Source organism: Halococcus morrhuae DSM 1307 (assembly GCF_000336695.1).
Lineage (GTDB): Archaea > Halobacteriota > Halobacteria > Halobacteriales > Halococcaceae > Halococcus > Halococcus morrhuae.
Genome location: NZ_AOMC01000158.1, coordinates 1 through 25704, shown reverse-complemented (window position 1 = coordinate 25704; position 25704 = coordinate 1). Strand labels below are relative to the sequence as shown.

The window sequence follows — 25704 nt, the reverse complement described above, 5'->3', positions numbered from 1 at the left end:
CTCAACCGATCAACCAAAACAACCATGAGCTGTGACCTCACAGTTGAGGCTACCAGAGGCAAAGTCTAGAGGACTTTGCGACGCGACCAAAAAGAGGACGTTTGAGGGATCGTCAGGTCGATTGGTCATGGGAATCAATTCTCGGCCGTGGTTATACTATTTTCTGAATCCGACGGACTCACAGCGTCCATCTCAGCCGTAGCAGACCGATCGTGAAATGAAATGCTCGAAAGCGCGATAGCAGCAAGAATCAGGATAACCGGAACAAACTGGATTCGCCGTCGAAACGCTGCCCCAGCGTTCATCTCGATGATGGAATAGGCGAGGATGCCACTGACGGCGTAAGTGGCGATGATAGCCCGTTTCTCGGAATGGTCACGGAGCATGGTAAACCCGCGTCCGGTGAACGCAGTTGCAATAAATAGCGCCCAACCGCTGACACCAGCGAGGAAGTTAGTAAAGCCGTTTACATCCCATGGAAGTGGTGAGAATAAGAAATAGACAACCTTTACCGGGGCATAGAGAAGAATATCGAGCCACGAACGGTAGTGAAGATCCGCAAGATACGTGCTCCCGCCATGGGCGCGAGCATGGGCGTATCCATCAAGTCCTGCTGGCGTCAACGCTGTCTGTCCACCGACGAAATCACCGAAGTTGAGGGCAAAATATCCAAGGATGGGTAGTAAGAGTCCCCCAACCACGACGAAACGCCACGGAACGTGTCGGTTTCTGAGTGTGAAGGCAACTACGAGAGTAACACCCGCTACTGCGAGGTTTTCCGGCCGCATGACGTAGAGTACTACCATGGCTACGAACAAGAGGACGATGTCACCCATCGGGAGGCGTTTCGTCCAGTGTGTAATTTGCCAAACATCGTCTTCAGGGGCCCGTTCGTACAACTGATTCGGCTGTGTGAAGCGGAGAGAGATCCATACCATCATCAGCATCGCAAGTGCAACGAGGACCTCACGCTGTATGACGACGGAACGATAGACGATAGATGGCCAGAACACGACTGCACCCGCCGCGAAGATCGAGTTCCGGCGCGTCGTGATCTGCGTTGAGACAATGTATGTCATATAGCCTATAATGGTCCCGTAGAAAGCTGTCCCAAGTTCACCGGCAACCCGCCATGAGCCCAAAAGAACGTAGAACGGTGCATGAAGATACGCAACAACTGTCCGCATCAGGCTTGTATCTCTTGCTGGCGCGAGTTCACTCAGCGGTACAGTAAACTGTCCCTCCAACCATCCACCTGCGAGTGCTGCCGATCGCTCGTGATGAAAGACAGAGATATCTGGCTGTGTCAACACCCCCAACTGCGAATTAAGAACGATAATCGCAAGACGAAGCAAGTACCCCGCGGCCAACAGCGCAAGCAATAGGTTGCCACGCCAATACTGGCGGAGACCAAACAACGACACACCGAGAGTGAGCGCGATGACGCCGATCCATGGCGAAAAGAGATGAGTGGTAGCGATAACTCCGACGACGAACGCGACGAGCAAGATGGACAACCACATCCGTAGATGATACGAATACGAGCCGATCGTCGAGGTCGTACTCACATCGGCAGTCAACCAGCGATATAATCGTGAATTTGGGAGGGAACGACGCGTCGTTCGCCAACCTTGACCGATAGGCGAGTGAATGAAACGGGCTGATATACGATCGTAATTGAAGATCAGTATTCGCACCAACCACGAACCGTTGATCCACCGTTGAAGGCGACCACTCGATGCTGTCGTATCCGATGTTTCGGTCATGTCAGCTTTTGCCCAGCTACGGCTGTTCGGTTGTTCACTTCAAAATCCGTTACGATAGCATCCACAACAACATTGCCGAGATCAAGTCGGAACTGTGAACCAATATAAAGCCGTTCGTCCTTGAAGTGTGCAGTTCCCTGCTGTGTGGTGACATTAACTCGAAGTCGAAGACTTGCGTTGGATGTCGTGTTGTTAGTCCCTGTTGGAACAGGCGTCGTCTGCGAGGAACCCAGCACAGACACGATGTCCTCGTTGCTCGGGACCGGGCCCTTGTCGATCCCATTTACGACATATGGTGCATCGTCAATCAGTTGGAATCGGACCATGCTTGTCGTCTGGTTCATCATCGGAGCGGTGTTTTCAGTGGCATTTCCTGATTCATTCGCAGAGTTCTGAGATCCATCATCAGTAGACGATGTCGCAATGACGACCGCACCTGCTGAGACAATCAAAGCGATGATGAGTACAATTCCAACCGCATCGATGACATTGACAATCCCAAACAGTCTCCCTTTATCGTCGATAACTTTCATGGATTCCAGAAGCGAGTCCTTGGTGAAAGCGGATGGGAGAAGGATAAAAGTATAGCGATACAAACCCGTTGACAGTAGCTCATCAGTCGGTCGCTATTCTCGGGTCAGTTCACGCCAAGTCCATTTCGGGCATAGCCGACGATCCGCCGCCGGGCTTCCGTGACGTTCACGATTTTCGAGGCCGGTGCTGAAGACTGTACGTAACCAACAAACAGCGCTCCGAGCATTGAGAGCAGACTGAGGCCGAAAATAGTCATACCTGCAAAGAGCTGCAAAATGAGAAATGCCACCAGCAGAAGGATTGTGAACACTGTTTCGGAGCGCGCATTTCGAATCCCAATAACGAGGGTATTGATCGTGAGCACGAGATAAGCCCCACCACCGAGGACGCCACTGATGAGAAACATCCGGATATAGCTATTGTGAGTGGTCGTTACGTCAACTGAATTGTGTAAATATCCAGCCAGCAGTTCGGCGTCATTGCCCGGCCCCCAGCCGAGCAAGGGGCGACTGCGTACTGCTTCATATGCCGCGGACCACGTGGCACGACGGTCGCCGAGGTTGACCTGTGCAATAACGTCCGGACCGGGTATAATTGCAAACACCATTGCGAATCCGATTACCACCCCAAATGCACCGAACGCCACGAGTCCAGCCATTGCAGTTCGGCCGAAAAGACGGTAAACAATATACAGTCCGCCGGCGGCGACAAGTGCAAGCAGCGCCGCCCGTCCGCCAGCGAGGACGACGCCGAGCGTGTTCAATCCGAAAGCTCCGACGGCAAGCAGTCGCCGCGATCGGACGAACATTGCCCCAGAAGCGACTACCCCTATTGCAGCGAAGCCGGAGAGATAATTTGGATTGTCAAAAATTGACACCGGGGTGTGTAAGACGACTCCAGCAAGTGTCTGTGTTGTATCCCATGACGTAATCGTGAGTCCGGCGATTTCGTAGCTCCCGAGCAACACTGTTGGCAAACCAATAAGGACGAACGCTCCCGCGGTACAGGCCAGCACATCGTGGAATACTGCTCGGTTGATGACTGCCGGAACAACGAACAAGTTTATGCCAGTAATCACGGTGAATGCGCCGAGGCGAAGCATGCCCGCCGTAGTCGGATCAAGCATTGTTGTAAGGACGAACACCCCCCAGATCAACAGTACCATGGGAATAATCGTCCAGTGGTAGACGATCGCGAAGCGGTCGGTGGCAATGAATACACCGACAAATGCTAGATAAACGAAAGCAACGAGTGTGTATCCGATTATATCGGGAACAAACCCAGAGAGGGTGAGTGATGCCGCAAGAATGATTAATCCAGTCCATAAGACATCAGTTTGAGGTTTCTTCATCATGTGTCGGACAATATTCGCTCATAGACAGTCAACGTTTCACGAGCTGTTCGGTTCCATGAAAACTCCTTGTAGCGCTGCCGGCCTTGCTCACGCAAATGATTTCGCAGCGAGTCGGAAGTCAACACGCGCTCTAACGCATCGGTGAGATCACTTTTATTTGTCGGGTCAATATAGACACCAGCATCGCCGACGACTTCTGGAATGGATGTTCGGTCGGAGGCGATAACAGGCGTCCCGTGTGCCATTGCTTCGAGTGGTGGTAGACCAAACCCTTCGTACAACGAGGGATAAACGAATACAGTAGCGTGTTCGTACAGCGTAGCCAGCGTCTCGTCGTCAACGCGACCAAGAAATTCGACATCGTCTCGGTACGAACTGGGTATCTGCTCTCGTAGTTCTGTGAGACTGTCGCCGTACTCTGCGCCAGCGATAACTAGCTTCGCGGCCGTTTGGTCGGTTCGAGCACGCAGTTCAATGTATGCGTCCACGAGAGTGTCAAGATTTTTATGCGGTCGAAGTGACCCGACGAAAAAAAGAAACGAACCATCAACTGGCGGCGAATCATTTGTCTCAGTTTGTGTCCCACCTGGGCCGTGTGGAATGACAGTTATCTGTTCCTCGTCAACACCAAACTCTGCAACAATATCGGAGCGAGCGTGATTCGAGACAGTAAGTACGTGGTCGGCGGATCGAACGCTCCGTCGTATCATGGTTGTGATATAGCGGTGTTTGAGTATTCCTAAGCCTCGAAAGTAAGAAGGGAAATGAACGTATTTCAGATCGTGAATAGTGACAAGGGAGGAACCTTTGACGAAAAGTGGAAGATACGACGAGAGTGAATGGAACAGGTCGTACTCGAACGAGTGCCTGAGAAAGTATAGTTGACGTCGTGGTCCGACACCTCTGATGTCGGCCGACGTTATCTTGACGTTTCCTTGTTGCTCCCAATGAGTGATGTCCCAATTTCGACTGTCAGCTGGCGGGGCGATTATCTCGAACCGAAACCCATCAGCCATAGGCAACAGCGCATCAAGGAGTTCGAATGCATATCGGCCAGCACCGGAGACACCGCCTCCAAGCGGGCTGGCATCAAGCAGAATGGAGGGCGATAGTTCAGCCATTATAAACGAGGTTTCCCACACTCGGTAATATATCTTTCATTCGTTTGCCGTCATCAGTGGCAAGTCTCAACATAGTTCCGAACCAACCACAAACCTCATTCGCCCTCCACGCAACGCGAGCGTATGAACACCCGTTCACGGTTGCGTCGGGCACTTGACAATCCAATGCTCTTTTGCCGTCAAATAAATCGCCTCTACCATCGCCGATTTGGCCAGCGTGAGCACAATACTGACGGCGTCAATGTTTTCGCAGAGGATTGGGATACACTCTGCATCCTCGATGCGTGTCGATACGATATGTTTGCGCGCTGTTCAGGGTTGCCGGGACGACTTGAACAGCGAGAATCGAAGGGATCAGCGACTACAGAGTTCCTCACTGCAAACCTTGACGGCCGCGATCTCCGAGACACCGTGTACGTGACCGCCAACCCACAGCTCTACCACAATCGAGAAGCGATAGATGTCGAATTTCATGACGTGGTTGACGTCTGGCGTGAGGAGGGTTGGGACGAAGAATACGGAACTGTCCTCCCCGAGACCGTCACCGAGTACGCGCTGCGTACCGCCGAAGAATATCCGAACAAACGCCTCGTGATCCACTACATGCAGCCCCACTACCCATTCATCGAGTCGGAGACCGACTTCGACAAGGATCATCTCGCCGGGCCACAGCGCGAGAACGTCTGGAATCAGTTGCTCTTCGGAACGCTCGACATCGAACGCGAGGACATCTGGAACATCTACGAGGCGAACTTGGAACGCGTGCTGCCACACGTCGAGACTCTGCTGGAGAACATCGATGGAAAAACCATCATTACGGCCGATCACGGGAACATGGTCGGCGAGCGTGCGTTCCCGCTGCTGATACGTGAATGGGGCCATCCTCGCGGTATCTACACCACGGAGTTGATCCACGTTCCGTGGCTAGTCCACGAAAGCGGACCACGACGAAAGGTGCGAATCGGCAAATCAGAAAATCAGTCGGAGACGGTTGACCAAGACATCGTTGCAGATCGGTTGGAGCAACTCGGCTACGCCGAGTGAGTCGGTTCTTTCCGCTCGAAATATGTCGATTTGGCAGATTATCGCTCCGGAATCGAGTGCTCGGCTCGGGCGCTCCATTTGTCCTGCGCGGCACGGAGGTGAGCCGGCGTGTTTATCTCATGACGTTCATTCTCGTCGACGCGAATCGGTTTCGAGGGAACGTTCTCAAAGACGATCGGGAACCAGTCGTTGTCCTGGCCGCCGAGGATCTCCATTGCTTGGTCTCGATGAGCAGCGTTGAGCACGAACAATCCAACTTCCTGATGTCCCTTGATGGCTCCGTAGTCGGTGATGACGTCCTCATCGTCCCAGCGCACGGCGGTCATCTCGTCTTGGACCCCCTCAACCACACCGACACCGCTGAATCCATCGTCACGGAGGCCGTTCTCGTAGGTCTGTACGAGCTCGTCGATGACCGACTGCGTGAACACCACGTCGCCACACACCAGCAATACGTCCTCGTCGTCAATACGTTCGAGCGCGGAGTGCGCCGTGTAGCTGTTCTCGGTCGTCGCCCACTCGTCGATAACCATAAATTCCACATCGGTGTCCGCAGCGATCTTGCTAGTGTCGAAGACCGATTCCGGAGCGGTACCGTCGTCGAACCCGTGGCCGAGGACGACGGTAATGCGGTCACAGTGTGGGGCGAGACGGGTGAGTTGGTGCTCATATAGCGGGCGACCACCGACCTCCAAGAAAAGTTTCGGTAGTTCGGCGGTTCGATCACCCATTCTCGATCCTTCACCGGCTGCCAGCACGATCGCTTCCATGCAGCCTCAAACGAGGCCCACCGGATAGGGATTTCTATCAGACTCACTCCGACGGTCGCGCTATCTCGTCGTGATCGGACGTAGGAATCCCTCGCTCTCCAGAAGAGGAGAACCGCTGGACAATAGCAGTCGAACGGTTCACGCTCGACGGCTGCATGAACCGTTCTCGCACTGCTTTTCGCTCGGCAGCGTGCTCGTCGTTATCGAGGACGGTTTCGATAGACGAACACAGTTCGTCGAAGTCACTCGCAATCGGTCCGGGTGTGACTGCCTCGTAATCGAGGTAGAACCCACGCTTCGAGCGATAATCGTCCAAATCGAACGGGTAGAACACGATAGGCTTGTCGAGGAGCAGGTAATCGAAATACACCGAGGAATAATCTGTAATCAGCGCATCGGTCTTGGGAAGAATCGAGTAGGCATCCGCGGTTCCCGGCAGCGGTATGAGGCGGTCGAACGCTGTGAAGTCAGTATCGAGGCGTTCGCTCGGATGGAGCTTCACCAGCAGGTAGGCATCGATTCCGAGCAGGAATTCGTCAAGGGTAGGAAGGTCGATATGGTCGAGGACGTACTGTTCGGTCGCCGCATGATACGTCGGTAGATAGAGAAGTACATCACTTTCGACAGGTAGTGCCGCGAGCGTTTCACGAACGCTTTCGTCAGCCGAGAGACCAGGGACTGTCCCGTCGTCAACGAGTGCATCGTTTCGCGGGTAGCCAGTAACAACGACTTGCTTGGGATTGAGATCGAATGCTGAGACAAACGGTTCGACCATCGCCTCGCTCGTTACCGTGAAGTAGCTATACCGATCCGTGATGGTGCGCTTACAGCGCTGAACGAACCGCCACCAGCGGCTCTCGGTTCCGTAGGCATGATCCCATCCGAGCTGTTTCAACGCGACTCCGTGCCAGAGACAGACCACTGTCGCCCCGCCACAGCACCACCGATTCACGTCCGCGACGCCATGACTAACGAACACCAGTTCGGCCCGGAGGTTGAGAAAGATTCCACGAGTCGAGTAGGCATGATAAGCCTCGTAGCCATGTGACTGGAGTTCCGCGACCAATTCGTCATCTTTTGCGAGCCAGACCGGCCGCACATTCGGACACGATTCGAGAGCGTGGAGATAGAGATGCTTCGAGTTGTCGAGAAAGGCTTCGCCGCCGCGTGCCCCGAACATCCAGAGCCTCTCGTTTCGCGGCCAGACCAACGAGCAAATGAACAGCACTCCGAGCAACAGGAACGTCACTACAATCCGTACCCGCGAGTGTATCGCTCTCATCACAGAGAATAGACTCGACAGCCAGCTGTCGTCCACCGACACGGCGGTTCCTCTCGTGAGATCCATCGATCGAAGAATATCGGTAGTAACAGTATAGGAGCATCGAAAGAATATTGAACGATAGAACAGAGTCGCGTTGTATGGAAACCCCACCGCTACGCTGGCTCCGTGAGTCAGTTCAAGAGACATGGAAAGAGTACCGAAAGAACGGTCTTGACGGAGCCCAACACGGGGTGACGAACGCCTGGCAGGATTTCTTCGTCCAGCTGAATCGCCAGTACGTCCAGCACCGTGGGAACCCTGGTGAATCCATATATAGCCGTGATTGGGATGTGATGCTCATCCTTGACGACATGCGCGTCGACATCATGCACGAGGTTGCCAACGAGTACGACTTCGTCACGGGGATCGATACGTTCCGCTCTCTTGGAAGCAAATCTCCTGATTGGATGGAACGAAACTTCGATAACGATCATCCGAAAGAAACAGCCCGGACCGCGTACGTGACCGGAAACCCCTTTTCACGAATGTTTGACGGTTCGGAATTCAGAGTCTTCGATGAAGTCTGGCGGTATGCGTGGGACGAGGACCGCAACACCATTCCGGCCCGCGCGCTCACCGACCGTGCAGTCAGGACGTGGCGACAGCGCGGCAAAGGTATGGACAGAATGGTCGTCCACTACATGCAGCCACATGACCCGTTCGTCCCGGACCCGGAACTCGGCACCTACGGCAGCGTCGATTCGTTTGGGCGAGAAGGGTTCGGCAATCTTTGGTCGCTGACCGGCTATACGGTCCCGCGCGAGCGTGTCTGGCAGGCCTACCGCGACAACCTGCGATACGTCCTTGATGACGTCACGCTGCTGTTAGAGAACATTGACGCTGAGCGGGTAGTCATCACAGCCGACCACGGTCACGCCGCCGGCGAGCTCGGTCTCTGGGGTCACCCCTCTGACCTGCTGCTGCCGTGCGTGCGTGAGGTCCCGTGGGTCGAAACCGACGCGGTTGATACAGAGACACACGAACCGAGCCTCGAACAACCCGACGACATCGCAGCGACCGACGCCGACGAGGCGGTGGTTCGTGAACGACTCCGCGACCTTGGCTACGCCGAATAGCCTCTACCTGTGTTGCCGGCATTCATTTTTGGCCGCTCAGTTGGTCGATTCGTGTGGAGTCGTACAGTACTGTTCGTAGAGGCTGCCCGCGGCGCGTGCGAGTTTGCTTGCGTAATCGAGTGCATAGAATATCCCCGTCTCTCGGGGTGTCGGATCGGTGGCATCGGTGAGTCGCGCATAGAAATCCCGTGGCTGCAGCGGTAGGAATTGTCGCGGATGGAGCGGATGTGCGCTCTCGGCGTTCTCAGGATGGTAGCGCTGGAGTTCGACCGCACCTCGACCGATGCGGAATTGCTTTTTCAGCCACGGTCGCAGCGCTTCGCGCGCCGGGTGGTACATCGTAATCGACGACTCGAAATGCTGGTTGAAGCCTGCCTCGTGGACGCGTTTGCCGAACTCCTCATCGCCGTGGGAAGCAATCCGCGCGTCGAAGAGACCAACGGCGTCGAAGACTTCCTTTGTGGTCGTCAGACAGCCAGTTTGCACGAAGTTCCGTTCGTGGAGGTATCGCTCGACGGGGAATCCACGAAGGAAAGTATCGTACCGCGCTGTCCACGTCTCGTGCTCTGTGTACATCGCCATCTCACAGCCGGCGTAATCCCAACCGTGCTCGCGGTGTGAGGCCACGAGCGATTCGAGCCAGTCTGCACGAACAGTCATATCCGCGTCAATGAACGCGATGATCGACCCACGTGCGTTTCGAATTCCCTCGTTACGAGCGGCGTATGATCCCTGAATCTCGTCCTCGACAAGTAGCGTGACGAGATCTGGGTAGCGCTCACAATAGGTTTCGATGATATCACGGGTACTATCGGTAGAGCCGTTATCCACGGCGAGAACCTCGTATTCATCTGTGGGATAGGTCTGTCCGGTGACAGATTCGAGCGTTAATCGAATTCCGTCCAAGTCGTTATAGACAGGAATAATTACCGAAAGGGTCGGCTCGCCCGCCGCGGGTTCGTCTGTCGTATTCATTTTCGTAGTGGGGTGGTGCTGACGGCCTAAAACCGTCGATATGAACAGACTATATGATTCCGTACGTGAGATATATCGATAGGGCCTCGTGTGTATGTAGAAACCACTATGTGGAGTGGGTATATATTTCACTGATGATGACTGAAATCGCCGCTTACTCCGGTTGGTTGGGAAACAACAACATCGGCGATGAAGCATTATATTTGGCTAATGAGAAGATATTTGCTGATTTTGAACTGGTAAACAGAGACTACTATGACGATTCATTAATCCAACTTTATGGCGGCGGCACCGTCCTTCCACGGCAAGCAATCGAGCATGGTTCGGATGAGTTAGTCGCAGCCATCGGTGTCGGTGTCGAAGATCCAGACTTCCGCAATCAACCGTTTGCGTCGATTGATATTGAATATTATCTAGAGAAAAACGACATAGCGTTCTTAATAGGGAATAAATATACCCAACACATAGCAAACCAAATTGCGTCCTTATCCGACTCGGTTATGATGGATCGCAAGTATGTAACAGAGGACAGATACACCCCAGTTCAACGTTTTGACTATTTAGGTGTACGAGGACCTCGATCGAAAGAAATCCTCAGCAGATACGGTATCGATAGTCAGGTTGTCGGAGATACAGCGCTGCTGTTGGAACCTTCCGAATACAATCATCAGAAAAGTAATAGAGTAGCTGTTACGCTTCGCTCAGCAAAAAGTGTTCTCAAATGGACGGACGATACGGAATATATTCAGGTTATAGAGAAATTCTGTCGAGAACATTCGGATGAATACGAGTTCGTATTTCTACCGTTCCGGCCGATTGACATCCCTCTCCATGCGAAATTGTCTAAGAAGATACCTAATGCAGAGTTCAGGGATTACTGCTCACATGTCGATGTGAGAGCAGCTATCGATGAAATATCCGACTGTGATATAGTCATTGGTGAACGACTTCATGCAAGCATCCTCGCGGCGTGTAGTTTCACCCCGTTCGTCTCGCTTGGATACCAGCCGAAGAACGATGATTTCGTCGAATCTATCAACATGACTGAATATCATACCCGGTTTCATCAACTAACGATCAACTGGCTAGTGGACCGATTCGAGAAAATCAGAACGTCGGATGATGCTCGCCAGAAACTACAAGCGGAAGTGACGGACAAACGAGCAGAGATACAATCGCTTGCGAAAGAAATAACGACTGCAATCAATGAACAAGACTACTAGCCGAATCCCTCAGATACTCATATAGTGACCCAGCAGAATTAACGATTTTCTTCGTAGACGCGAGGAGGTACAATGCTACGAACTTTTGTGTCGAAAATTCGTTCGTGCGATTGATTCGAGAGTGAAACCATCCAGGTTTCAGCGGGAGGTAATCACGGAAGTGAAACGGACTCGGAAGTTCAAAACGATCCGAATAGCGGTTGCGTAACTGTCCTCTTCCACGCCCGATGCGGAAACTCTTTTTNTGGGGTGGTCTCGGTTTGGACACCAGAGACAACCCCTTCCTGAGGGGAGTCAGTTGCTACCGAAGTCTAGACCGCTTTGCGACACGACCCTCTTTTTAGTGGTCGATTCGCTCCGCTACGATGCTGTCTTTGGCGATAAATCATACGACACGCCGACGCTTGACCGCCTTGCCAGCGAATCAGTCGTCTTTGAAAATTGCCACTCACAGGGTATCAGCACGGCTCCCGCGATGACAGCGATGCTTACCGGGCGCTATCCGCTCGAATACGGCGGTCACTGGTATATCGAGGACGAACAACCGACCATCGCCGAGCAGTTTCACGACAATGGCTACGCTACCGGTGCGATCCACTCGAATCCGAACGTCTCACGGCTACGGAACTTCGACAAGGGATTCGACACCTTCGAGGAGAACATACTTCCCTTTAAAAGCGATGGGTTGCTCGAACACGCGCCCGACGACGCCCTTCGGTATGCGAACAAGTTCGTTCGCGTGCTACGACGGACACCGTACATGCCCTCTCCACGGGTGAACGAACGGCTCGCGAAATGGACCGACGCAGCTCCAGAGCCGTGGTTCCTCTGGACGCAATACATGGACGTTCACGGGCCGTATCTCCCTGGCGGGGAGTTCACCTACCGAAACAAGTTCCGCGCCGAGCAGCTCTGGCGAAAGGCAGCGGTCAACTCTCCACACGAGATTACCACAGACGAACACGACGAACTACACACGAACTACCGAAAGGAGGTCGAATACTTCGACACCGAACTCGGGAAGTTCCTCGCTCGGCTCGATTGGCGTGGTCAGCTCGACGATACGCTCGTCGTCATCGTTGGCGATCACGGCGACGAGTTCTACGAACACGACGACTACGGCCACAGCAATCTCCCCTACGACGAACTCACGCATGTCCCGCTCATGATGTCGTTCCCTGATGGTTCCGAGATCGACCAGCCTCGACAAGTGGATGATCTCGTTCGCTGTGTCGATATCTTACCTACGGCGCTCAATCTCGCTGACGCAACCCTCTCCAGGGAGATGGAACGCCGCATGGCCGGTGAGTCGCTTCTTCCACTGCTCCGAAACGACGAATCACCTGAATTCGACTCGATAGTCACGGAAAAGGAAATCCGTGGCGAGTCAGCGCTTCGCTTCGGATTCCGGACCGAGCGCTGGAAGTTCCTCTACGACGGTAAAACAGATCAAAAACTACTGTATGATCTCGACGGTGATTCCGAGGAGACCGAGAACGTTGCCGACGCCAATCCCGACGTTGTCACGGAATTTGAACGCCAGCTTGAGGCACGATTTGAGACGATCGAGAACACTTCCGCGGATATCACGATCCCGAACATCGAAGCCCAACCCGGCGTCGAGGAGCGGCTTCAGGCTCTCGGATACCAGGAATGAGCCGGCCAAACATCGTCCTCGTCGTGATGGACACTGCCCGCGCCCGCGAGACCGTCCACGAGCGCTACGACTTCCTCCCCGAGCTCGATCGCCTCGCCCAGACAGGTACTGAATACACCGAGACCGTCGCCAGCGCGCCGTGGACACTCCCCTCCCACGCCTCGTTATTTACCGGCACCTACCCCTCGAAACACGGCGCACATGCGGGCCACAAACATCTCGACGAGGGACTGCCAACCCTTGCTGAAGCCTTCCAGGATGGGGGCTACGAGACGATCGCTGTCTCGAACAACACGTGGATCTCCGAGGAGTTCGGCTTTGCCCGCGGATTCGATACCCTCTATAAGACGTGGCAGTACGTTCAGACCGATATCGACCTCGGCGAGATCGCGCGCACGAAACAGGGTGCGGAGATGATGCGCGCGCTCGCTACCCGTCTTGCCGAGGGCAACCCTGCGATCAACGTCGCCAACGCGATCTACGGCCAGTTCTTTCGCAAGCGAACCGACGATGGAGCCAAACGGACCAACGAGTGGATTCGAGAGTGGCTTGCCGACCGCAACGACGATGAGCCGTTTTTCTGCTTTGTCAACTACCTCGAACCCCATCTCGAATACCGCCCACCCGAGTCCATCGTCGAGCGATTCCTGCCTGCAGACGTCTCCTACGAGGAGGCGATGGCTGTCCCACAGGATGCGTGGGGTTATATTGCCGGTACTGTCGACCTCACCGACCGACAGTTCGACATCCTACGTGCCCTTTACCTGGCGGAACTGGCTTATCTCGATCGACGCCTCGGCGAGCTCAGACGCCACCTCGAAGCCGCTGGCGAGTTCGAAGATACCGTATTCGTCGTGACGGGCGACCACGGCGAGAACATCGGCGACCACGGTCTGATGGACCCCCAGTATTCCCTCCATGAGACGCTGCTTCACGTACCGCTCATCATCCACGGACCGGGGTTCGAGACTGGACAGGTCGACGACCTCGTGCAACTCACTGACCTCGCGCCGACGCTGCTCGACGCTGCCGACATTGATGCCCCTACGCTGCGTGATGCCTCTCAAGGCCAGTCGTTCCATCCCGAAGTGGAGACTCCCCCACGCGAGTACGCCATTGCTGAGTACATGGCTCCGCAGCCTTCGATGGACGCGCTCCGCGAGCGGGTTGGGATACTTACGGACGATCTCGAACGGTTCGACCGCTCGCTCCGCGCCATTCGGACCGACGACGAGAAACTGATTCGCGGATCGGACGGCACACGGAAGTTCTACGAACTGCGACATGATCCTGAAGAGGCCACGAATCTCACGACTGAACGCTCTGAACGAGTTGATACGCTTGAAACTACGCTCGACGAGTGGCTCGATACGTTCGAACATGCCGATACGTCAGGCGAGGTTTCGATGACTGACGCGACGGAAGCCCGCCTCGAAGACCTCGGCTACCTACAATAGCCTTGACCAAGCCGATACGATTCTCGACGCTACCACTCCCTTACTCTCGATACAATATCTATCTTCTTGCTGTTAATTCTAAAAATGAAAACAGTTATTGTGTGTGCCTGTTCGCTTAAACTATGTCAGGGACATCGTCTTTCGACAGGCGAGAATTCTTGAAAGTCGCGGGGACCGTGGGAATCTTGTCCGGATCGGCGGAAAACGCGCTCGCCCAACAATCGAACGAGAAACAAAACGAGCTGCTCGTTGGTGTCGCTCCGACCGCGAACGCACGCCAAACTGCCCAGCAGGCGCTGCCGTCCGAGGCTCGGATCATCGACGAGAATGACACACTGGGCTATGTCAGAGCCGAACTACCTGATCGGTCCTCGGCAAGCGCAACGGCCAGCGTCGCGAGCACTGTCGCCTCGCGTCGAGGTGTTGAGTACGCCGAGCGGAACGCTGTCTATGAGACGCTCGCTGTTCCGAACGATCCCCGCTTCGGCGACCAGTATGCACCGGAAATGGTGAACGCGCCAGCAGCATGGGAGACCACGCTTGGTGAGAGCGACGTGATTGTTGCAGTCGTCGATCAAGGTATCAAATACGACCACCCGGATCTCGAAGCAAACGTTGCGGACGGATATGGACACGATTTCGTCGATAACGACGACGATCCGTATCCCGACACGCTTTCCGACGAACAGCACGGCACACACGTCGCCGGCATTGTGGCTGCCGGGACCGATAACAATACTGGTGTCGCAGGTATTAGCAATGCTACACTGCTTAGCGTCCGCACACTCGACAAGTCCGAAACGGGGTACACTGCCGATATTGCTGACGGCATTCAGTGGGCTGCGGACAACGGTGCAGACATCATCAATCTCTCGCTCGGTGGTGGATTCACCGAGACGCTCCAGAAGGCAGTCTCCTATGCCCATGAAAAAGGTGTATTGCTCGTCGCCGCGGCAGGCAATGATGGTGGATCGGTCGACTATCCAGCCGCCTACGACGAGTGTATAGCCGTCTCGGCGCTTGATCCTGATGATAGTCTCGCTTCCTATTCGAGCAGGGGTCCGGAAATCGAACTCGCTGCGCCCGGAACGAACCTGCTCTCAACGTGGACCGACAACGGTTATGCGACGCTCTCGGGCACTTCGATGGCAGCACCAGTCGTATCGGGTATCGCGGCACTGGCTCTCTCACAAGCGAAGCTCTCGAACACAGAGCTACATGAGCGCTTGAAAAACACGGCCACGAGCACCGTGTTGTCTAATAAAGAACAGGGGGCCGGAAAGGTTGATGCAAAATCGGCACTTAGTGGAGAATATTCGAACACGATCTCGATAGTAGCCAACGATTCGTATTCTAGTTACACTATTACAGTGAGCGGAGACATCGGAACTAGTTCTGGTATCGGTGGGATAGATAGCATTTCAGGGCCGACCGCAACCGGTGCAGTCGGGGGAAGCGGAACGGATATGTATGGGTTTTCGGGGATCGTGACGGATCTGGAGGTGGACGGAGATGCGAGCGTGTACATCGACGGCGATCGGGTCGCGATGGGCCACGAGCACACGCTGACGGTTGCGGCCGAGGGGTCGTATTCGAGCTACGACTTTTCGACGATAGGGGAGGTCGAGCCGCGGTACGGCACCGGCGGTAGTGATAGCGTTTCGGGGTCGTCGGCGAGCGGAGCGCTCAGCGGCAGCGGGACGGACAGCTACGGCTTCTCGGGCAGTATTACCTCTCTGACCGTGGACGGAACTGCGAGCGTCTACCTCGACGGCGAGAAACTCGACGCGAGCCATGAGCATACGCTGGTGGTCGAAGCCAATGGGTCGTATTCGAGCTACGAGTTCTCGGTGAGTGGTGGAATTACCTCCCGGCAGGGTCTTGGCGGCGTGGACAGAATTTCGGGATCGTCGGCGAGCGGAGCGCTCAGCGGCAACGGGCGAGACGTCTACGGCTTCTCCGGTGAGTTGCAGAGTCTCGATGTCGATGGCAACGCAAGTATCACCGTCGACGGGAAATCAGTCGAGACGAACCGCGACGTGGTGACGATCACGAGCACCGGTGGCCGATACTCCTATCGGCTCTCGACGAGCGAGGCGCTCGAAAAGAGCACGGCAATGGGAGCATCGATCGACGACAACGACGACCTCTCGGGTACCACCGCACGGGGCCAAGGTGGTGGCGGTGGTCTCGACAGCTACAGTTTCGCCGGCGAGGTGACCGAACTGTATCTCGATGGTAATGTCCAACTGTATCGCAATGGCACGAAAGTCGCCATGCAGAAATTTTTGCCGGAGACACTGACAGTCGAGGCGACGGGACCGTACGCACAGTACGAGTTTTCGACCAGCGGTGGAATCGCCACCGCTGAAGGAACTGGTGGTGTCGACAGCGTTGACGTCGAGGCCGGGCGTGCGACGGGCGCGATCAGTGGTGACGGTCGGGACAACTACGCCTTTGCCGGCGAACTACACGACCTATCAATTGACGGGGATGTCGATGTCTACGTTAACGGCGAATTGCTCGATACTGGTCTAGGGCATACGCTGGCCATCGATGGGTCTGGTTCGTATTCCAGCTACGACTTTTCTGTAACGGACCGTATTGGCGTCCAGCAGGGCATTGGCGGGAAAGATACCATTTCCGGATCGTCTGCAACGGGGGCGGTCGGCGGCGACGGAAAGGACATCTACGGGTTTTCGGGGACTATCACCGATCTCACCGTTGATGGGGACGCTGATGTTTATCTCGATGATCAGCCCATCGATACGGGGCTCGAACATACGCTGGTATTCGAGGCAAACAATTCGTATTCGAGCTACGAGTTCTCTACCACTGGTCATGCTGACTCTCGGCAAGGTATCGGTGGCAAGGATCGTGTATCGGGGTCATCCGCGTCTGGTGCTGTTGGAGGCTCGGGTTGTGATGCATATGGCTTCTCAGGAACACTGCGTAATCTCGATGTTGATGGGAATGCGAACGTCTATCTCGACGATGATTTGATCGACCTATCACTACCAGCTTCCGGCATTCACAACGGTCTCAGTGATGCCAACTTCGACACCATCGATCGTATGGCTGAGTGGCAGAACACCAACTACGCCGTCCAGAATCTGTTCGTCCCGTGGAACCCCGACGAAGGCCACATGAACTGGCTGTTCGAGCGAACTCTCCCGAAGATCTGGAACGCCGGCCGAACGCCACTCATCACCTGGGAGCCGTACACACCCGGTGCACGAACCGCCTCAGTCGATACGCAGTCGCTTGTCGAACGAAACGAGTACGACGCTTATATCGAGAGTCTCGCCGACACCACGCCGAACGACATCGAAATCCGCATCGGCAACGGCGACTACGACCGATACATCGACCGCTGGGCGGGCCGACTACGGAACGCCCTCTCGGAATCCGGCGACCGACAGGCGTATCTCCGACTCGCTCACGAAATGAACGGCGACTGGTATCCCTGGTCCCCGGCCGTCGGCAATTCCAACCCTCGAAGCTACGGCAGAATGTGGCGTCACGTCCACAACCGATTCGACCGGCAGGGCATCGGCGACGACCTCCAGTGGATGTGGTGTGTCAACGCTGAAGACGTCACCTCCTACAGGGCTGAACAGATGTATCCGGGGAACCGATATGTCGACTGGCTGGGGCTCGATGGCTACAACTGGGGTCGCAGCAAGAGCTGGTCAAGCTGGGACTCGCCGAACAGCATCTACGGCGGCATGCTCGATCGACTTTCCAATCTCTCGAACAAGCCCATCTGCGTCGCGGAGTTTGCCTCATCCTCAAGGGTGAGTGTTGGCCACGACCCACGGCGCAAGGGACAGTGGATTCGTGACGCGCTTGAGTACTTCGAGAATCACGGCGTCGATATGTGGTGTTGGTTCAACGAGGACAAAGAGACTGACTGGGCGGTGTTCAATGGGGTACGTGGTACCGAACGAGTCAAACACAACGGAAGGCGAGTCAACGCGTACAGCGCCTATGGTGAGGCGATCGATACCTATACCACTATCAGCGGTTCGGCGACAGCGGAAGCAAGTGCCACAGAACAGGCCGTCAGTGACGATTGAGTCGGCTGTGGACGGTTGACTCCGCTACTCTGGAGTCACAGGGGTCAACTGATCCGGACGGGTTGCCGATGGTCTTCGCAGAGCGCTTCCAACTGATTCGTCGTCCGTGCCACCGTGTCGCTCCATGCATGCTCAGTGACTACCAGCTCCCGTCCACGCTCGCCGTATGCTTCGCGATGTTCCGGTGACGAGGCCAGTTCGTCGAGCGCGTCGGCAAATCCCTTCCAGTCTCCGACGGGGACGGTGGTTCCTGCTTCTTCGACCATCGGGACCAATTGTGCGAGGTCGCTCGTGACGGCCGGCGTTCCCGACGCAAGCGCCTCCAACACCGTCCGTGGAAGCCCTTCGGCACGACTTGGAAGGACGAAGAGGTCGGCCCCGCGGTAGAGCTTCGGCATCTCCTCGTGGGGGACCTCACCGAGAAACGCTACCGCATCGTCGAGTCCGCGTTCGGCGACGCGTCGTTTGAGGTCCGTCCGCAGTGATCCCTTGCCGGCGAGGTGAAGCCGAGCCTCAGGATGGGTCTCTTGGACCCGTTCAATCGCCGACAGCGCATCGCCCGGTCGCTTGCCCTCGACCAATCGACCGACGAACAGGACCGCAGGATCGCCCGCAATACGTTTGCTTTCGTCGCCCTCGTGCGAGAAGCGCTCGGTGTCGATGCCGTTCGGCACCACATGAATTGGTGCATTGACGCCGAACTCGCCGAGTCGATTGGCGTCGGTCTCGGTGTAGCAGAACACTGCATCGGCGCTGTTGAACGTCGCGCGTCCAAGCGTGCGGAGATACCAGCGAAAGACCCACTCGGGGGCCGACTGCGAGTAGAGGCCGTGGTTCGTGATCGCGAGCGGGATCGAATCGAACCGTCGTTTGAGCGCTGCAAGATTGGTGGAGAAATAGAGATGCGAGTGGGCGTGCATCACGTCGTAGTCGTCGGCTCCATGGAGAAAACGTGCGACGCCCGCCGAGAGACTGTTACCAAATGCTTCGGCAGTCGTGGGTCTGCGGACCACGGTGTAGCCGGCACGTTCCTCGCGGCGCGGTCGCGTTCCGTTGCCGACCGTGAGCACCGTCACGTCGTGGCCCATCGCGGCCTGGTCGCGACTCATCGCGTGGACGTGGTAGGTGCCGCCGCCGACGACCTCCGGGTAGGTCTTCTGGGCGATTCGCAAGATACGCATCTACCGGCCCTGCAATCAGACGGCTCAAAAGCGATTCGATGCGCAACCGATGCAACCGGACGATTCCGGTACGCTTTACCCAATCCTCCGATTTCTTCGAGTAAATGATACTCGTCACCGGTGGCGCGGGCTTCATCGGCGGCCACCTCGCAGCCTCGTTCGTCAGCGCGGGTCGCGATGTCGTCGTACTCGATAATCTCGATCCGTTCTACGATACTGACATCAAACGCCGGACCATCGATGTCGCGCGTCAGGCGGCCGACAACGGTGACGGGAGCTATGAACTCGTCGAGGGCGATGTCCGGGATGCCGATCTCGTGGCCGATCTCGTGGCCGACGCGCAGTTCGTCTTCCATCAGGCCGCACAGGCCGGCGTTCGCACCAGCGTCAAGAATCCTCGCCGGGTCGACGACATCAACGTCGAGGGCACGCTCAACGTGCTCGATGCCGCCCGGGACTCGCCTACCGAACGCGTCGTCTTCGCGAGCTCGTCGTCGGTCTATGGCAAACCAAGCTATCTCCCCTACGACGAGGAACATCCGACGACGCCAGTGAGTCCCTACGGGGTCTCGAAACTCGCCGCCGAGAGCTACGTTCGTGTCTACGGTGATCTCTACGACGTTCCGACGGTCGCACTTCGCTATTTCACCGTCTATGGGCCGCGGATGCGTCCGAACATGGCTATCTCGAATTTCGTCTCGCGGTGTATGAACGACGAACCACCCGTTGTCTACGGCGATGGCTCACAGACTCGGGATTTCACCTATATCGCCGACATCGTTCGCGCGAACGCGAAACTCCTCGAAACCGACGCCGCCGATGGCGAGGTGCTGAACATCGGTAGCACGGACAACGTCGACATCCGGACGCTCGCGGAAGTTATCCGTGACGAGATCGCTCCCGATCTCTCCATCGAACACGGCGAGCGCCAGGCCGGCGACGCCGAACACACCCACGCCGACGTGAGCAAGGCCGGCGACGTGCTTGGCTACGAACCGACCGAGGACATCCGTAGCGGCGTTGGGGAGTTCATCGACTGGTATCGAAAGAACCGCGAGTGGTACGAACCGCTCGTTCGCTCTTCGTAGCAGTCCCTTACCCGTCGTAGAACTCCAAAACCAATCTACGCTGATCAATCACGGCTGGAAGCAGAATATCGCTAATAGTATTCAATATCCTACTTATCGAGCGTATTACGCCCTTTCTCAGTAACGTCATAGAGATTTGGCGCGACCTCGGTCAGAAAACCATGTTCGCGCATTCGTGTAATTCGATCTGAAACGTAAGGGCGTGAAACATCTACTACGTTTGCGACCAGTGTCGTTGTCGCTCGACCGTTGTCACGTATTTCACGAATGATTGCACGATCCGTCTCGTTCAGCCGCGGTTCCATTGTAGAAGCCATAGCTAGTGCACCTACAAGAACATATGGTGTGCGTTGTTTTATACCCTTCACAGAAAATGCTTCACATCAACCTCTATATTTTGTAAACTCTTAAGTAGGCGACTCTCGCATACACTACTAGGACTCCCACGTAGCCACAGAATCTGTGGCCGGTGTTCAGACCACCGACCACGTGGGCAGTCCGTACTGAATCGACCAGCCCATGTCCATAGAGACACACGGCAGTCTTGAAACTGCCGACCGACGAGTCGCATCGACCACCGATCATCCACAATCCAAGCAAACGCTCACGCTCGATACCGCCACGCCGGTCGCCTGTGATGACGCGACGGTGATCTTCTGTGAGTGTTTCGAACAGACGCCGCACGGCCAGCGCTACGACGGCGATATCCCGCTGTTCATCCTCGATGTCTCCAACGAGGACGTCGTTCGCTCACAGCTCGCCGCCGCGAACTACCGGGACGTCGATATCGAGCGCGCATTCGAGAACGGTCGCTGGCTCCATCACAACAGTCCGGAGCGTGTGCTGACAGCCGTCTCGTATGCTGAATCTCATGAACAGGGGGAGCGACGATGACCCTTCAGTGTACGTGTGGATCGTACGCTCTCACGATCATCACTCAATCTCACCCAGAGAACGGCACTGCCTACGAGAGCTACGAGTGTGAGGTCTGCGGGCGGACCGGATCGTTCACCCACGATACCACGACTGCTCGAACCACGCTTTCTGGTTCGATCAGGAGCGATGACGAATGACTGTCGCTGGGATCGATGCGATCGAACAGACCCTCACCGGGTGGAGCGTCGGAGTCGGTGAAACGGCGCTCTGTCAGCGCTGTAAGACCGCACTCCGTGAAGGGAGTGCAATCACTGTCTACGCTTACCGCCGCGCCGGTGAGCAGCTGGTGTCCGTCGCGCGCCTCTACTGTCGAGACTGTGACCGTCGCTTGATCGAACATCCCACCTGTGGCTGTTCTGAGTGGATAGCCGAAGCGCGGCTCGCCCTTACCGCCGATGTTGCCCGTCAGTCACACACCCTGACACTGTGTAACGTCGCGGTACTCGACGAGTACGATCCCAAGACGGGTGACGATCCATGACTGCTGTGTTCGATGTCACAGCGATATCAGCCGGCTCTCGCCGCTTGCGATATCCAATAGTCCGGCTCCACGGAGCGACGACCGCGCCAGCCTACCGGAGCCACGACGGCCGCTCGCTTGCGATCCCTCGCGGATGATCACTTCTCATCTCAATCGCTTCACGCGGCCACGCATCGCCCGCTAACGCACCACCCAAACTGGGTGTGGCAATCCCACTCCCGCAATCGAAATCCCCGTTTATCCATGACCGCCGACAGAGCTACCGGCACCGAACCAACCGGCCCGACCGAACACGCATCGTCCGAGTTGATCGCCCAGCTGTTCGACCGTGTCGAGACACTCGAAGCCGAGAACGAACGACTCCAAGACGACATCGACGAGCTTCGAGATCACCATCGCGAGGACTGTCATGCTCTCGCCCGCGAAAATCACGAGCTTCGCGACTCACAAGACCAACTGCAAGAGCGCGTCGCGAAAGCCGAGGAAAAAGACGGCTATCTCCTTGAGGATATCGTTGACCTCGAAGAGCAACTCGCCGATTTGGAAGACCGATCAGCTACACAGGGCGAGCATACCGACGGCGAGAGCACGCCCGGCCGTCCTGCACTCACCCCGATCGAGCGCGTTGCAAAGCTAGAAACCGAGGAGGTGAGCATCAACGTGACTCCATCCATCGAGCGTGCGGTCGTCATCTTCGAGCACTGGCGCGAGTGGTCGAAAAAGACACCGAACGGCCGTGTGCTGAAAGACGGTCTCAAGGAGCTGCTGTGTACCGCAACCGACGAACGACTCGCGTGGCGGCAGGTCTATCGCGCTGCTAACGCTCTCGATGAGCTCTCCAAAGGCGACATCGAGTTTACCGACCATACTCGGCATGGAAAGATGCTGGTCGAATCCCAACCGGAGCGTCGTGACTGTCGGGCGTCGTCAGCGGCCACAACATGAGCCACGTCAGAGACCCGCCTGCCAACTACTAGATCACAAACAGGAACGATACTCTCACACACGAATGTAGTGTATGCATCGGTCGTCTACTGCTGGGTATACCGCCTCAGACAGCCTCACAGCTGCAATAGGAGACACCTCGGCTGAGTCGAGTGCTGACGACAGCTGTCAGTGACGGTGTCTCCGATCAGAACAGCGCAGCGATCGTTCGCACGCTGCTCACCGATTCACCGAACCTCCATCCCGCAGTCTGTATGAGACAGATTTCGGCGAGCCGAGATTCGACATCACTTGCAGTTCACGTATTCGACGACCTCCGCAGTCACATGAACAGTAATCGCTGCACTGACTCATTGGATCGTGAGCGACAGAATCTAAATAGAGGGTTCAAAACGCAATTCTACTCAGAAATCATCACCCAAATCAATTCTCAAACTATCGATAATGATATTATTGCTAGGGGCCGATATCGTCGAAACAACCACCACTATCTATCGTGGTGTTCGGAAACGCAATGTCTCATCCAGAAGAACTACGAGTGTGTATGTATCTGCCCGTGAAGACAGCTTCCGGCACTCTCTCATGCCACCGATACGACAAACTGCGTGACCACGACGACTAACGACTAGTACCCAACCCGATATCGACGGGATTTACCCACCCGAACTCCTATCGACTGTATGCCTTCTCGTGGAGCGATCGTCGATCTTGACGGCACCGTCTATCGCGGCGACGCGCCGATCCCGGGTGCTCGTCAGGGAATCCAAGCGCTCCGGAACGCCGAGTACGACCTTTGTTTCTTCTCGAACAATCCCACGAAATCCCAGGTAGAGTTTGCCGACCGCCTCGCCGAGATGGACCTCACCGTATCGCCCGCCGAAATCCAGTCAGCGGGCACCGTCACCGCCGACTATCTCGCTGCCGAACACGCCGATGACCGACTGTTCCTCATCGGAGCACCGGGATTGCACGCACAGCTCGCCCACGCCGGCCTCACGCTGACCGACGACCCCGAGACCGCCGAGGTGCTCGTCGCCTCCTACGCTCGCGATTTCGAGTACGACGACATGACCGACGGCCTCCATGCACTCGGCGCGGGTGCGGCCTTCGTCGGCACCGACCCCGACGTGACGATCCCGACCGCAAACGGGGCCGTCCCCGGGTCGGGAGCCATCATCCGTGCCATCGCGGGCGTCGCCGAGCGCGAGCCCGACGTCATCGTTGGCAAACCCGCAGACCACGCACTCACCGCTGCGCTCTCAACATTCGACGCCGCCCCCGAGAACTGTCTCGTCGTCGGCGATCGCCTCGACACCGATATCGCGATGGGCGCACGCGGTGGCTTAGAGACCATGCTCGTTCGCACCGGCACGACCGATGACGATACGCTCGCCACGAGCGACGTCACGCCCGATCACGTCCTCGATTCACTGGGCGATATCGAGACGGTGCTGTAGCGAAGCGCTCGTTGCAATCCCGACCAACCCGTTCGCGGTTCCCGAACGCTTTTACTGACAGTCGCTGAACAATCGGTGGCTATGGCAGACGAAGACGAACTCAGAAGCCAGATGATCGACGCGTTCGAAGAGGCCGACTACCCGATTTCGAGTCCGATGGATCTCGTGCCGGCCCTGCCGAACGGGCCGTCGACGAAATTCGAATCGGGCGATTTCTCGATGACGGCGATGGAGCTCAACACGAAGCTCTCGGGTGCGGAGTTCCCCTACGAGAGCCCAGAGAGCTTCGTCGACGACGTCATCGAGAAGCTCAACGAACAGGACGAGATCTGAGGCGGCGCTCTCGCCCGGAATGGTCGAAGTTAACTCGCCGGCGGTCGAACGCCGCACATGGATGGGTTGGCGGCGCTCGTCGAAGCGTTGGTGCGGACGTTCGGGCCGTTCGTCATCCCCGCGACGGTGTTCGTCATCGGTCTTGCCGGCTACGGACTCCTGTTCGTGCTCAACCATTGGCTCGATAGCCGGTCGTAGACTACTCCACGATCGCCACAAAGCCTAAGCGCGCGCCTATCGCCCATCAACCATGAGCGACGCGATGGGTGAGTTCCCAGTGCCCGATATCGAGGAGCTGCCCGACGACGTGCGCGCACGCATCGAAGCAGAAACTGAGGACGCGGGCTTTACGCCGAACGTCTTTGCGGCCTTTGCCTACCGCCCCTCGCACTTCCGGGCGTTTTTCGCCTATCACGACGCGCTGGTCGAGCAGACGGCCCTCGAACGCGAGGAGATCGAGATGCTCATCGTCACCGTCAGCGGCGTCAACGACTGTTATTACTGTACCGTCGCCCACGGTGCGTTGCTTCGCATCTACGCCGACGACCCGTATCTCGCCGACCAGCTCGCCGCCAACCATCGCGCGGCCGACCTTGCCGAGCCCCACCGAACGATGCTCGACGTCGCGGTCAAACTCACCGACTCGCCCGGCGAGGTCGATTCCGAGGACATCGAACGCCTGCGCGAGGTCGGCTTTTCCGACGAGGCAGCGTGGGATATCGCCAGCGTCACCGCCTACTACAACCTCTCGAACCGGATGGCGAACTTCGCCGACATGCGTCCCAACGAGGAGTTCCACACGCTCGGGCGCTGATCGACTCCGAACGCGTCGGAGCAGCACCGAACTCAGACCGTCGGCGCGGGCTCGTACTCCGGGCCGACACCTGTCTCTTATACACATCT

General features: G+C 56.4%; 23 protein-coding genes. 14 read left to right on the top strand and 9 right to left on the bottom strand.

Translation table 11 applies throughout. The features are described from left to right. Positions 1–134: 134 nt before the first annotated feature. The 4 genes from C448_RS14315 to C448_RS15725 form a co-directional block, all read right to left on the bottom strand. Positions 135–1568, bottom strand: coding sequence for a hypothetical protein (locus C448_RS14315; RefSeq protein ID WP_152415588.1), 1434 nt, complete (start codon positions 1566–1568; stop codon positions 135–137). A gap of 194 nt (positions 1569–1762) precedes the next feature. Further along, complete coding sequence (locus C448_RS15730; RefSeq protein ID WP_152415587.1) at positions 1763–2299, bottom strand: DUF4330 family protein; 537 nt, start codon at positions 2297–2299, stop codon at positions 1763–1765. Positions 2300–2403: 104 nt separating this feature from the next. Beyond that, positions 2404–3654: an O-antigen ligase family protein gene (locus C448_RS14310; RefSeq protein WP_004055830.1), complete on the bottom strand. Its 1251-nt coding sequence runs from the start codon at positions 3652–3654 to the stop codon at positions 2404–2406. Continuing rightward, a complete protein-coding gene (locus C448_RS15725; RefSeq protein ID WP_152415586.1) occupies positions 3651–4775 on the bottom strand; it encodes a glycosyltransferase family 4 protein in 1125 nt (374 codons plus the stop codon). The genes C448_RS14310 and C448_RS15725 overlap by 4 nt, the downstream gene beginning before the upstream one ends. Before the next feature lie 123 nt (positions 4776–4898). Here C448_RS15725 and C448_RS17125 point away from each other — a divergent pair, with 123 nt between their 5' ends. Beyond that, entirely contained in the window at positions 4899–5819 is a 921-nt protein-coding gene (locus C448_RS17125) for an alkaline phosphatase family protein (RefSeq protein ID WP_049916372.1), read from the top strand. A gap of 38 nt (positions 5820–5857) precedes the next feature. Here the strand turns inward: C448_RS17125 and C448_RS14300 are convergent, their stop codons facing one another. Together C448_RS14300 and C448_RS14295 are read right to left on the bottom strand one after the other, a co-directional pair. Continuing rightward, positions 5858–6589 (bottom strand): NTP transferase domain-containing protein, encoded by a 732-nt coding sequence (locus C448_RS14300; RefSeq protein ID WP_049916371.1) that lies wholly within the window; start codon positions 6587–6589, stop codon positions 5858–5860. Between the two features lie 43 nt (positions 6590–6632). Next, on the bottom strand, positions 6633–7871 hold the full coding sequence (locus tag C448_RS14295) for a CDP-glycerol glycerophosphotransferase family protein (RefSeq protein WP_275039135.1): 1239 nt from the start codon (positions 7869–7871) through the stop codon (positions 6633–6635). 527 nt (positions 7872–8398) lie between these two features. Here C448_RS14295 and C448_RS16040 point away from each other — a divergent pair. Further along, a complete protein-coding gene (locus tag C448_RS16040) occupies positions 8399–8989 on the top strand; it encodes an alkaline phosphatase family protein (RefSeq protein ID WP_152415585.1) in 591 nt (196 codons plus the stop codon). Positions 8990–9025: 36 nt separating this feature from the next. Here C448_RS16040 and C448_RS14285 read toward each other — a convergent pair whose 3' ends face one another. After that, positions 9026–9964, bottom strand: a complete 939-nt coding sequence (locus C448_RS14285; RefSeq protein WP_004055824.1) for a glycosyltransferase — start codon at positions 9962–9964, stop codon at positions 9026–9028. 134 nt (positions 9965–10098) lie between these two features. Between C448_RS14285 and C448_RS14280 the strand changes: the two genes are divergently transcribed. The 4 genes from C448_RS14280 (at position 10099) to C448_RS14265 (ending at position 18380) form a co-directional block, all read left to right on the top strand. Beyond that, positions 10099–11187, top strand: coding sequence for a polysaccharide pyruvyl transferase family protein (locus tag C448_RS14280; protein ID WP_160162797.1), 1089 nt, complete (start codon positions 10099–10101; stop codon positions 11185–11187). A gap of 298 nt (positions 11188–11485) precedes the next feature. Next, on the top strand, positions 11486–12844 hold the full coding sequence (locus C448_RS14275; protein ID WP_338034755.1) for a sulfatase: 1359 nt from the start codon (positions 11486–11488) through the stop codon (positions 12842–12844). Further along, on the top strand, positions 12841–14301 hold the full coding sequence (locus C448_RS14270) for a sulfatase (protein WP_004055821.1): 1461 nt from the start codon (positions 12841–12843) through the stop codon (positions 14299–14301). The genes C448_RS14275 and C448_RS14270 overlap by 4 nt, the downstream gene beginning before the upstream one ends. A gap of 122 nt (positions 14302–14423) precedes the next feature. After that, a complete protein-coding gene (locus C448_RS14265; RefSeq protein WP_239640590.1) occupies positions 14424–18380 on the top strand; it encodes a S8 family serine peptidase in 3957 nt (1318 codons plus the stop codon). Positions 18381–18424: 44 nt separating this feature from the next. Here C448_RS14265 and C448_RS14260 read toward each other — a convergent pair whose 3' ends face one another. Then, on the bottom strand, positions 18425–19561 hold the full coding sequence (locus tag C448_RS14260; protein ID WP_004055819.1) for a glycosyltransferase family 4 protein: 1137 nt from the start codon (positions 19559–19561) through the stop codon (positions 18425–18427). A 104-nt stretch (positions 19562–19665) separates the two neighbouring features. On the opposite strand from C448_RS14260, the gene C448_RS14255 reads away from it, so the two are divergent. Then, positions 19666–20649, top strand: a complete 984-nt coding sequence (locus tag C448_RS14255; RefSeq protein ID WP_004055818.1) for an NAD-dependent epimerase/dehydratase family protein — start codon at positions 19666–19668, stop codon at positions 20647–20649. 89 nt (positions 20650–20738) lie between these two features. Here C448_RS14255 and C448_RS17120 read toward each other — a convergent pair whose 3' ends face one another. Next, positions 20739–20954 carry a winged helix-turn-helix transcriptional regulator gene (locus C448_RS17120; protein WP_160162796.1) on the bottom strand — a complete coding sequence of 72 codons (216 nt, stop codon included), beginning with the start codon at positions 20952–20954 and terminating at the stop codon, positions 20739–20741. A 214-nt stretch (positions 20955–21168) separates the two neighbouring features. On the opposite strand from C448_RS17120, the gene C448_RS14250 reads away from it, so the two are divergent. From C448_RS14250 to C448_RS14225, 7 genes are all read left to right on the top strand, one after another. Continuing rightward, the gene (locus C448_RS14250) at positions 21169–21543 is read left to right on the top strand and encodes a hypothetical protein (protein ID WP_004055817.1); all 375 of its coding nucleotides are present in this window, start codon (positions 21169–21171) and stop codon (positions 21541–21543) included. Between the two features lie 175 nt (positions 21544–21718). Further along, entirely contained in the window at positions 21719–22066 is a 348-nt protein-coding gene (locus tag C448_RS14245) for a hypothetical protein (RefSeq protein WP_004055816.1), read from the top strand. A 243-nt stretch (positions 22067–22309) separates the two neighbouring features. Next, on the top strand, positions 22310–23011 hold the full coding sequence (locus tag C448_RS16845; protein WP_004055815.1) for a coiled-coil domain-containing protein: 702 nt from the start codon (positions 22310–22312) through the stop codon (positions 23009–23011). A gap of 680 nt (positions 23012–23691) precedes the next feature. After that, positions 23692–24468 (top strand): HAD-IIA family hydrolase, encoded by a 777-nt coding sequence (locus tag C448_RS14235; protein WP_004055814.1) that lies wholly within the window; start codon positions 23692–23694, stop codon positions 24466–24468. 81 nt (positions 24469–24549) lie between these two features. Further along, positions 24550–24801 (top strand): MTH865 family protein, encoded by a 252-nt coding sequence (locus tag C448_RS14230; protein WP_004055813.1) that lies wholly within the window; start codon positions 24550–24552, stop codon positions 24799–24801. 57 nt (positions 24802–24858) lie between these two features. Beyond that, positions 24859–24999: a hypothetical protein gene (locus tag C448_RS16405; protein ID WP_169316356.1), complete on the top strand. Its 141-nt coding sequence runs from the start codon at positions 24859–24861 to the stop codon at positions 24997–24999. Positions 25000–25051: 52 nt separating this feature from the next. Beyond that, positions 25052–25615, top strand: coding sequence for a peroxidase-related enzyme (locus C448_RS14225; RefSeq protein ID WP_004055812.1), 564 nt, complete (start codon positions 25052–25054; stop codon positions 25613–25615). Positions 25616–25704: the final 89 nt, after the last annotated feature.

Bases quoted from the DNA above. Each gene is read 5' to 3' on its own strand.
- C448_RS15730 (WP_152415587.1), bottom strand. From the start codon at position 2,299: ATGAAAGTTATCGACGATAAAGGGAGACTGTTTGGGATTGTCAATGTC.
- C448_RS14310 (WP_004055830.1), bottom strand. From the start codon at position 3,654: ATGATGAAGAAACCTCAAACTGATGTCTTATGGACTGGATTAATCATT.
- C448_RS15725 (WP_152415586.1), bottom strand. From the start codon at position 4,775: ATGGCTGAACTATCGCCCTCCATTCTGCTTGATGCCAGCCCGCTTGGA.
- C448_RS17125 (WP_049916372.1), top strand. From the start codon at position 4,899: ATGAACACCCGTTCACGGTTGCGTCGGGCACTTGACAATCCAATGCTC.
- C448_RS14300 (WP_049916371.1), bottom strand. From the start codon at position 6,589: ATGGAAGCGATCGTGCTGGCAGCCGGTGAAGGATCGAGAATGGGTGAT.
- C448_RS14295 (WP_275039135.1), bottom strand. From the start codon at position 7,871: ATGAGAGCGATACACTCGCGGGTACGGATTGTAGTGACGTTCCTGTTG.
- C448_RS16040 (WP_152415585.1), top strand. From the start codon at position 8,399: ATGTTTGACGGTTCGGAATTCAGAGTCTTCGATGAAGTCTGGCGGTAT.
- C448_RS14285 (WP_004055824.1), bottom strand. From the start codon at position 9,964: ATGAATACGACAGACGAACCCGCGGCGGGCGAGCCGACCCTTTCGGTA.
- C448_RS14280 (WP_160162797.1), top strand. From the start codon at position 10,099: ATGATGACTGAAATCGCCGCTTACTCCGGTTGGTTGGGAAACAACAAC.
- C448_RS14270 (WP_004055821.1), top strand. From the start codon at position 12,841: ATGAGCCGGCCAAACATCGTCCTCGTCGTGATGGACACTGCCCGCGCC.
- C448_RS14265 (WP_239640590.1), top strand. From the start codon at position 14,424: ATGTCAGGGACATCGTCTTTCGACAGGCGAGAATTCTTGAAAGTCGCG.
- C448_RS14260 (WP_004055819.1), bottom strand. From the start codon at position 19,561: ATGCGTATCTTGCGAATCGCCCAGAAGACCTACCCGGAGGTCGTCGGC.
- C448_RS14255 (WP_004055818.1), top strand. From the start codon at position 19,666: ATGATACTCGTCACCGGTGGCGCGGGCTTCATCGGCGGCCACCTCGCA.
- C448_RS17120 (WP_160162796.1), bottom strand. From the start codon at position 20,954: ATGGAACCGCGGCTGAACGAGACGGATCGTGCAATCATTCGTGAAATA.
- C448_RS14250 (WP_004055817.1), top strand. From the start codon at position 21,169: ATGTCCATAGAGACACACGGCAGTCTTGAAACTGCCGACCGACGAGTC.
- C448_RS14245 (WP_004055816.1), top strand. From the start codon at position 21,719: ATGACTGTCGCTGGGATCGATGCGATCGAACAGACCCTCACCGGGTGG.
- C448_RS16845 (WP_004055815.1), top strand. From the start codon at position 22,310: ATGACCGCCGACAGAGCTACCGGCACCGAACCAACCGGCCCGACCGAA.
- C448_RS14235 (WP_004055814.1), top strand. From the start codon at position 23,692: ATGCCTTCTCGTGGAGCGATCGTCGATCTTGACGGCACCGTCTATCGC.
- C448_RS14230 (WP_004055813.1), top strand. From the start codon at position 24,550: ATGGCAGACGAAGACGAACTCAGAAGCCAGATGATCGACGCGTTCGAA.
- C448_RS16405 (WP_169316356.1), top strand. From the start codon at position 24,859: ATGGATGGGTTGGCGGCGCTCGTCGAAGCGTTGGTGCGGACGTTCGGG.
- C448_RS14225 (WP_004055812.1), top strand. From the start codon at position 25,052: ATGAGCGACGCGATGGGTGAGTTCCCAGTGCCCGATATCGAGGAGCTG.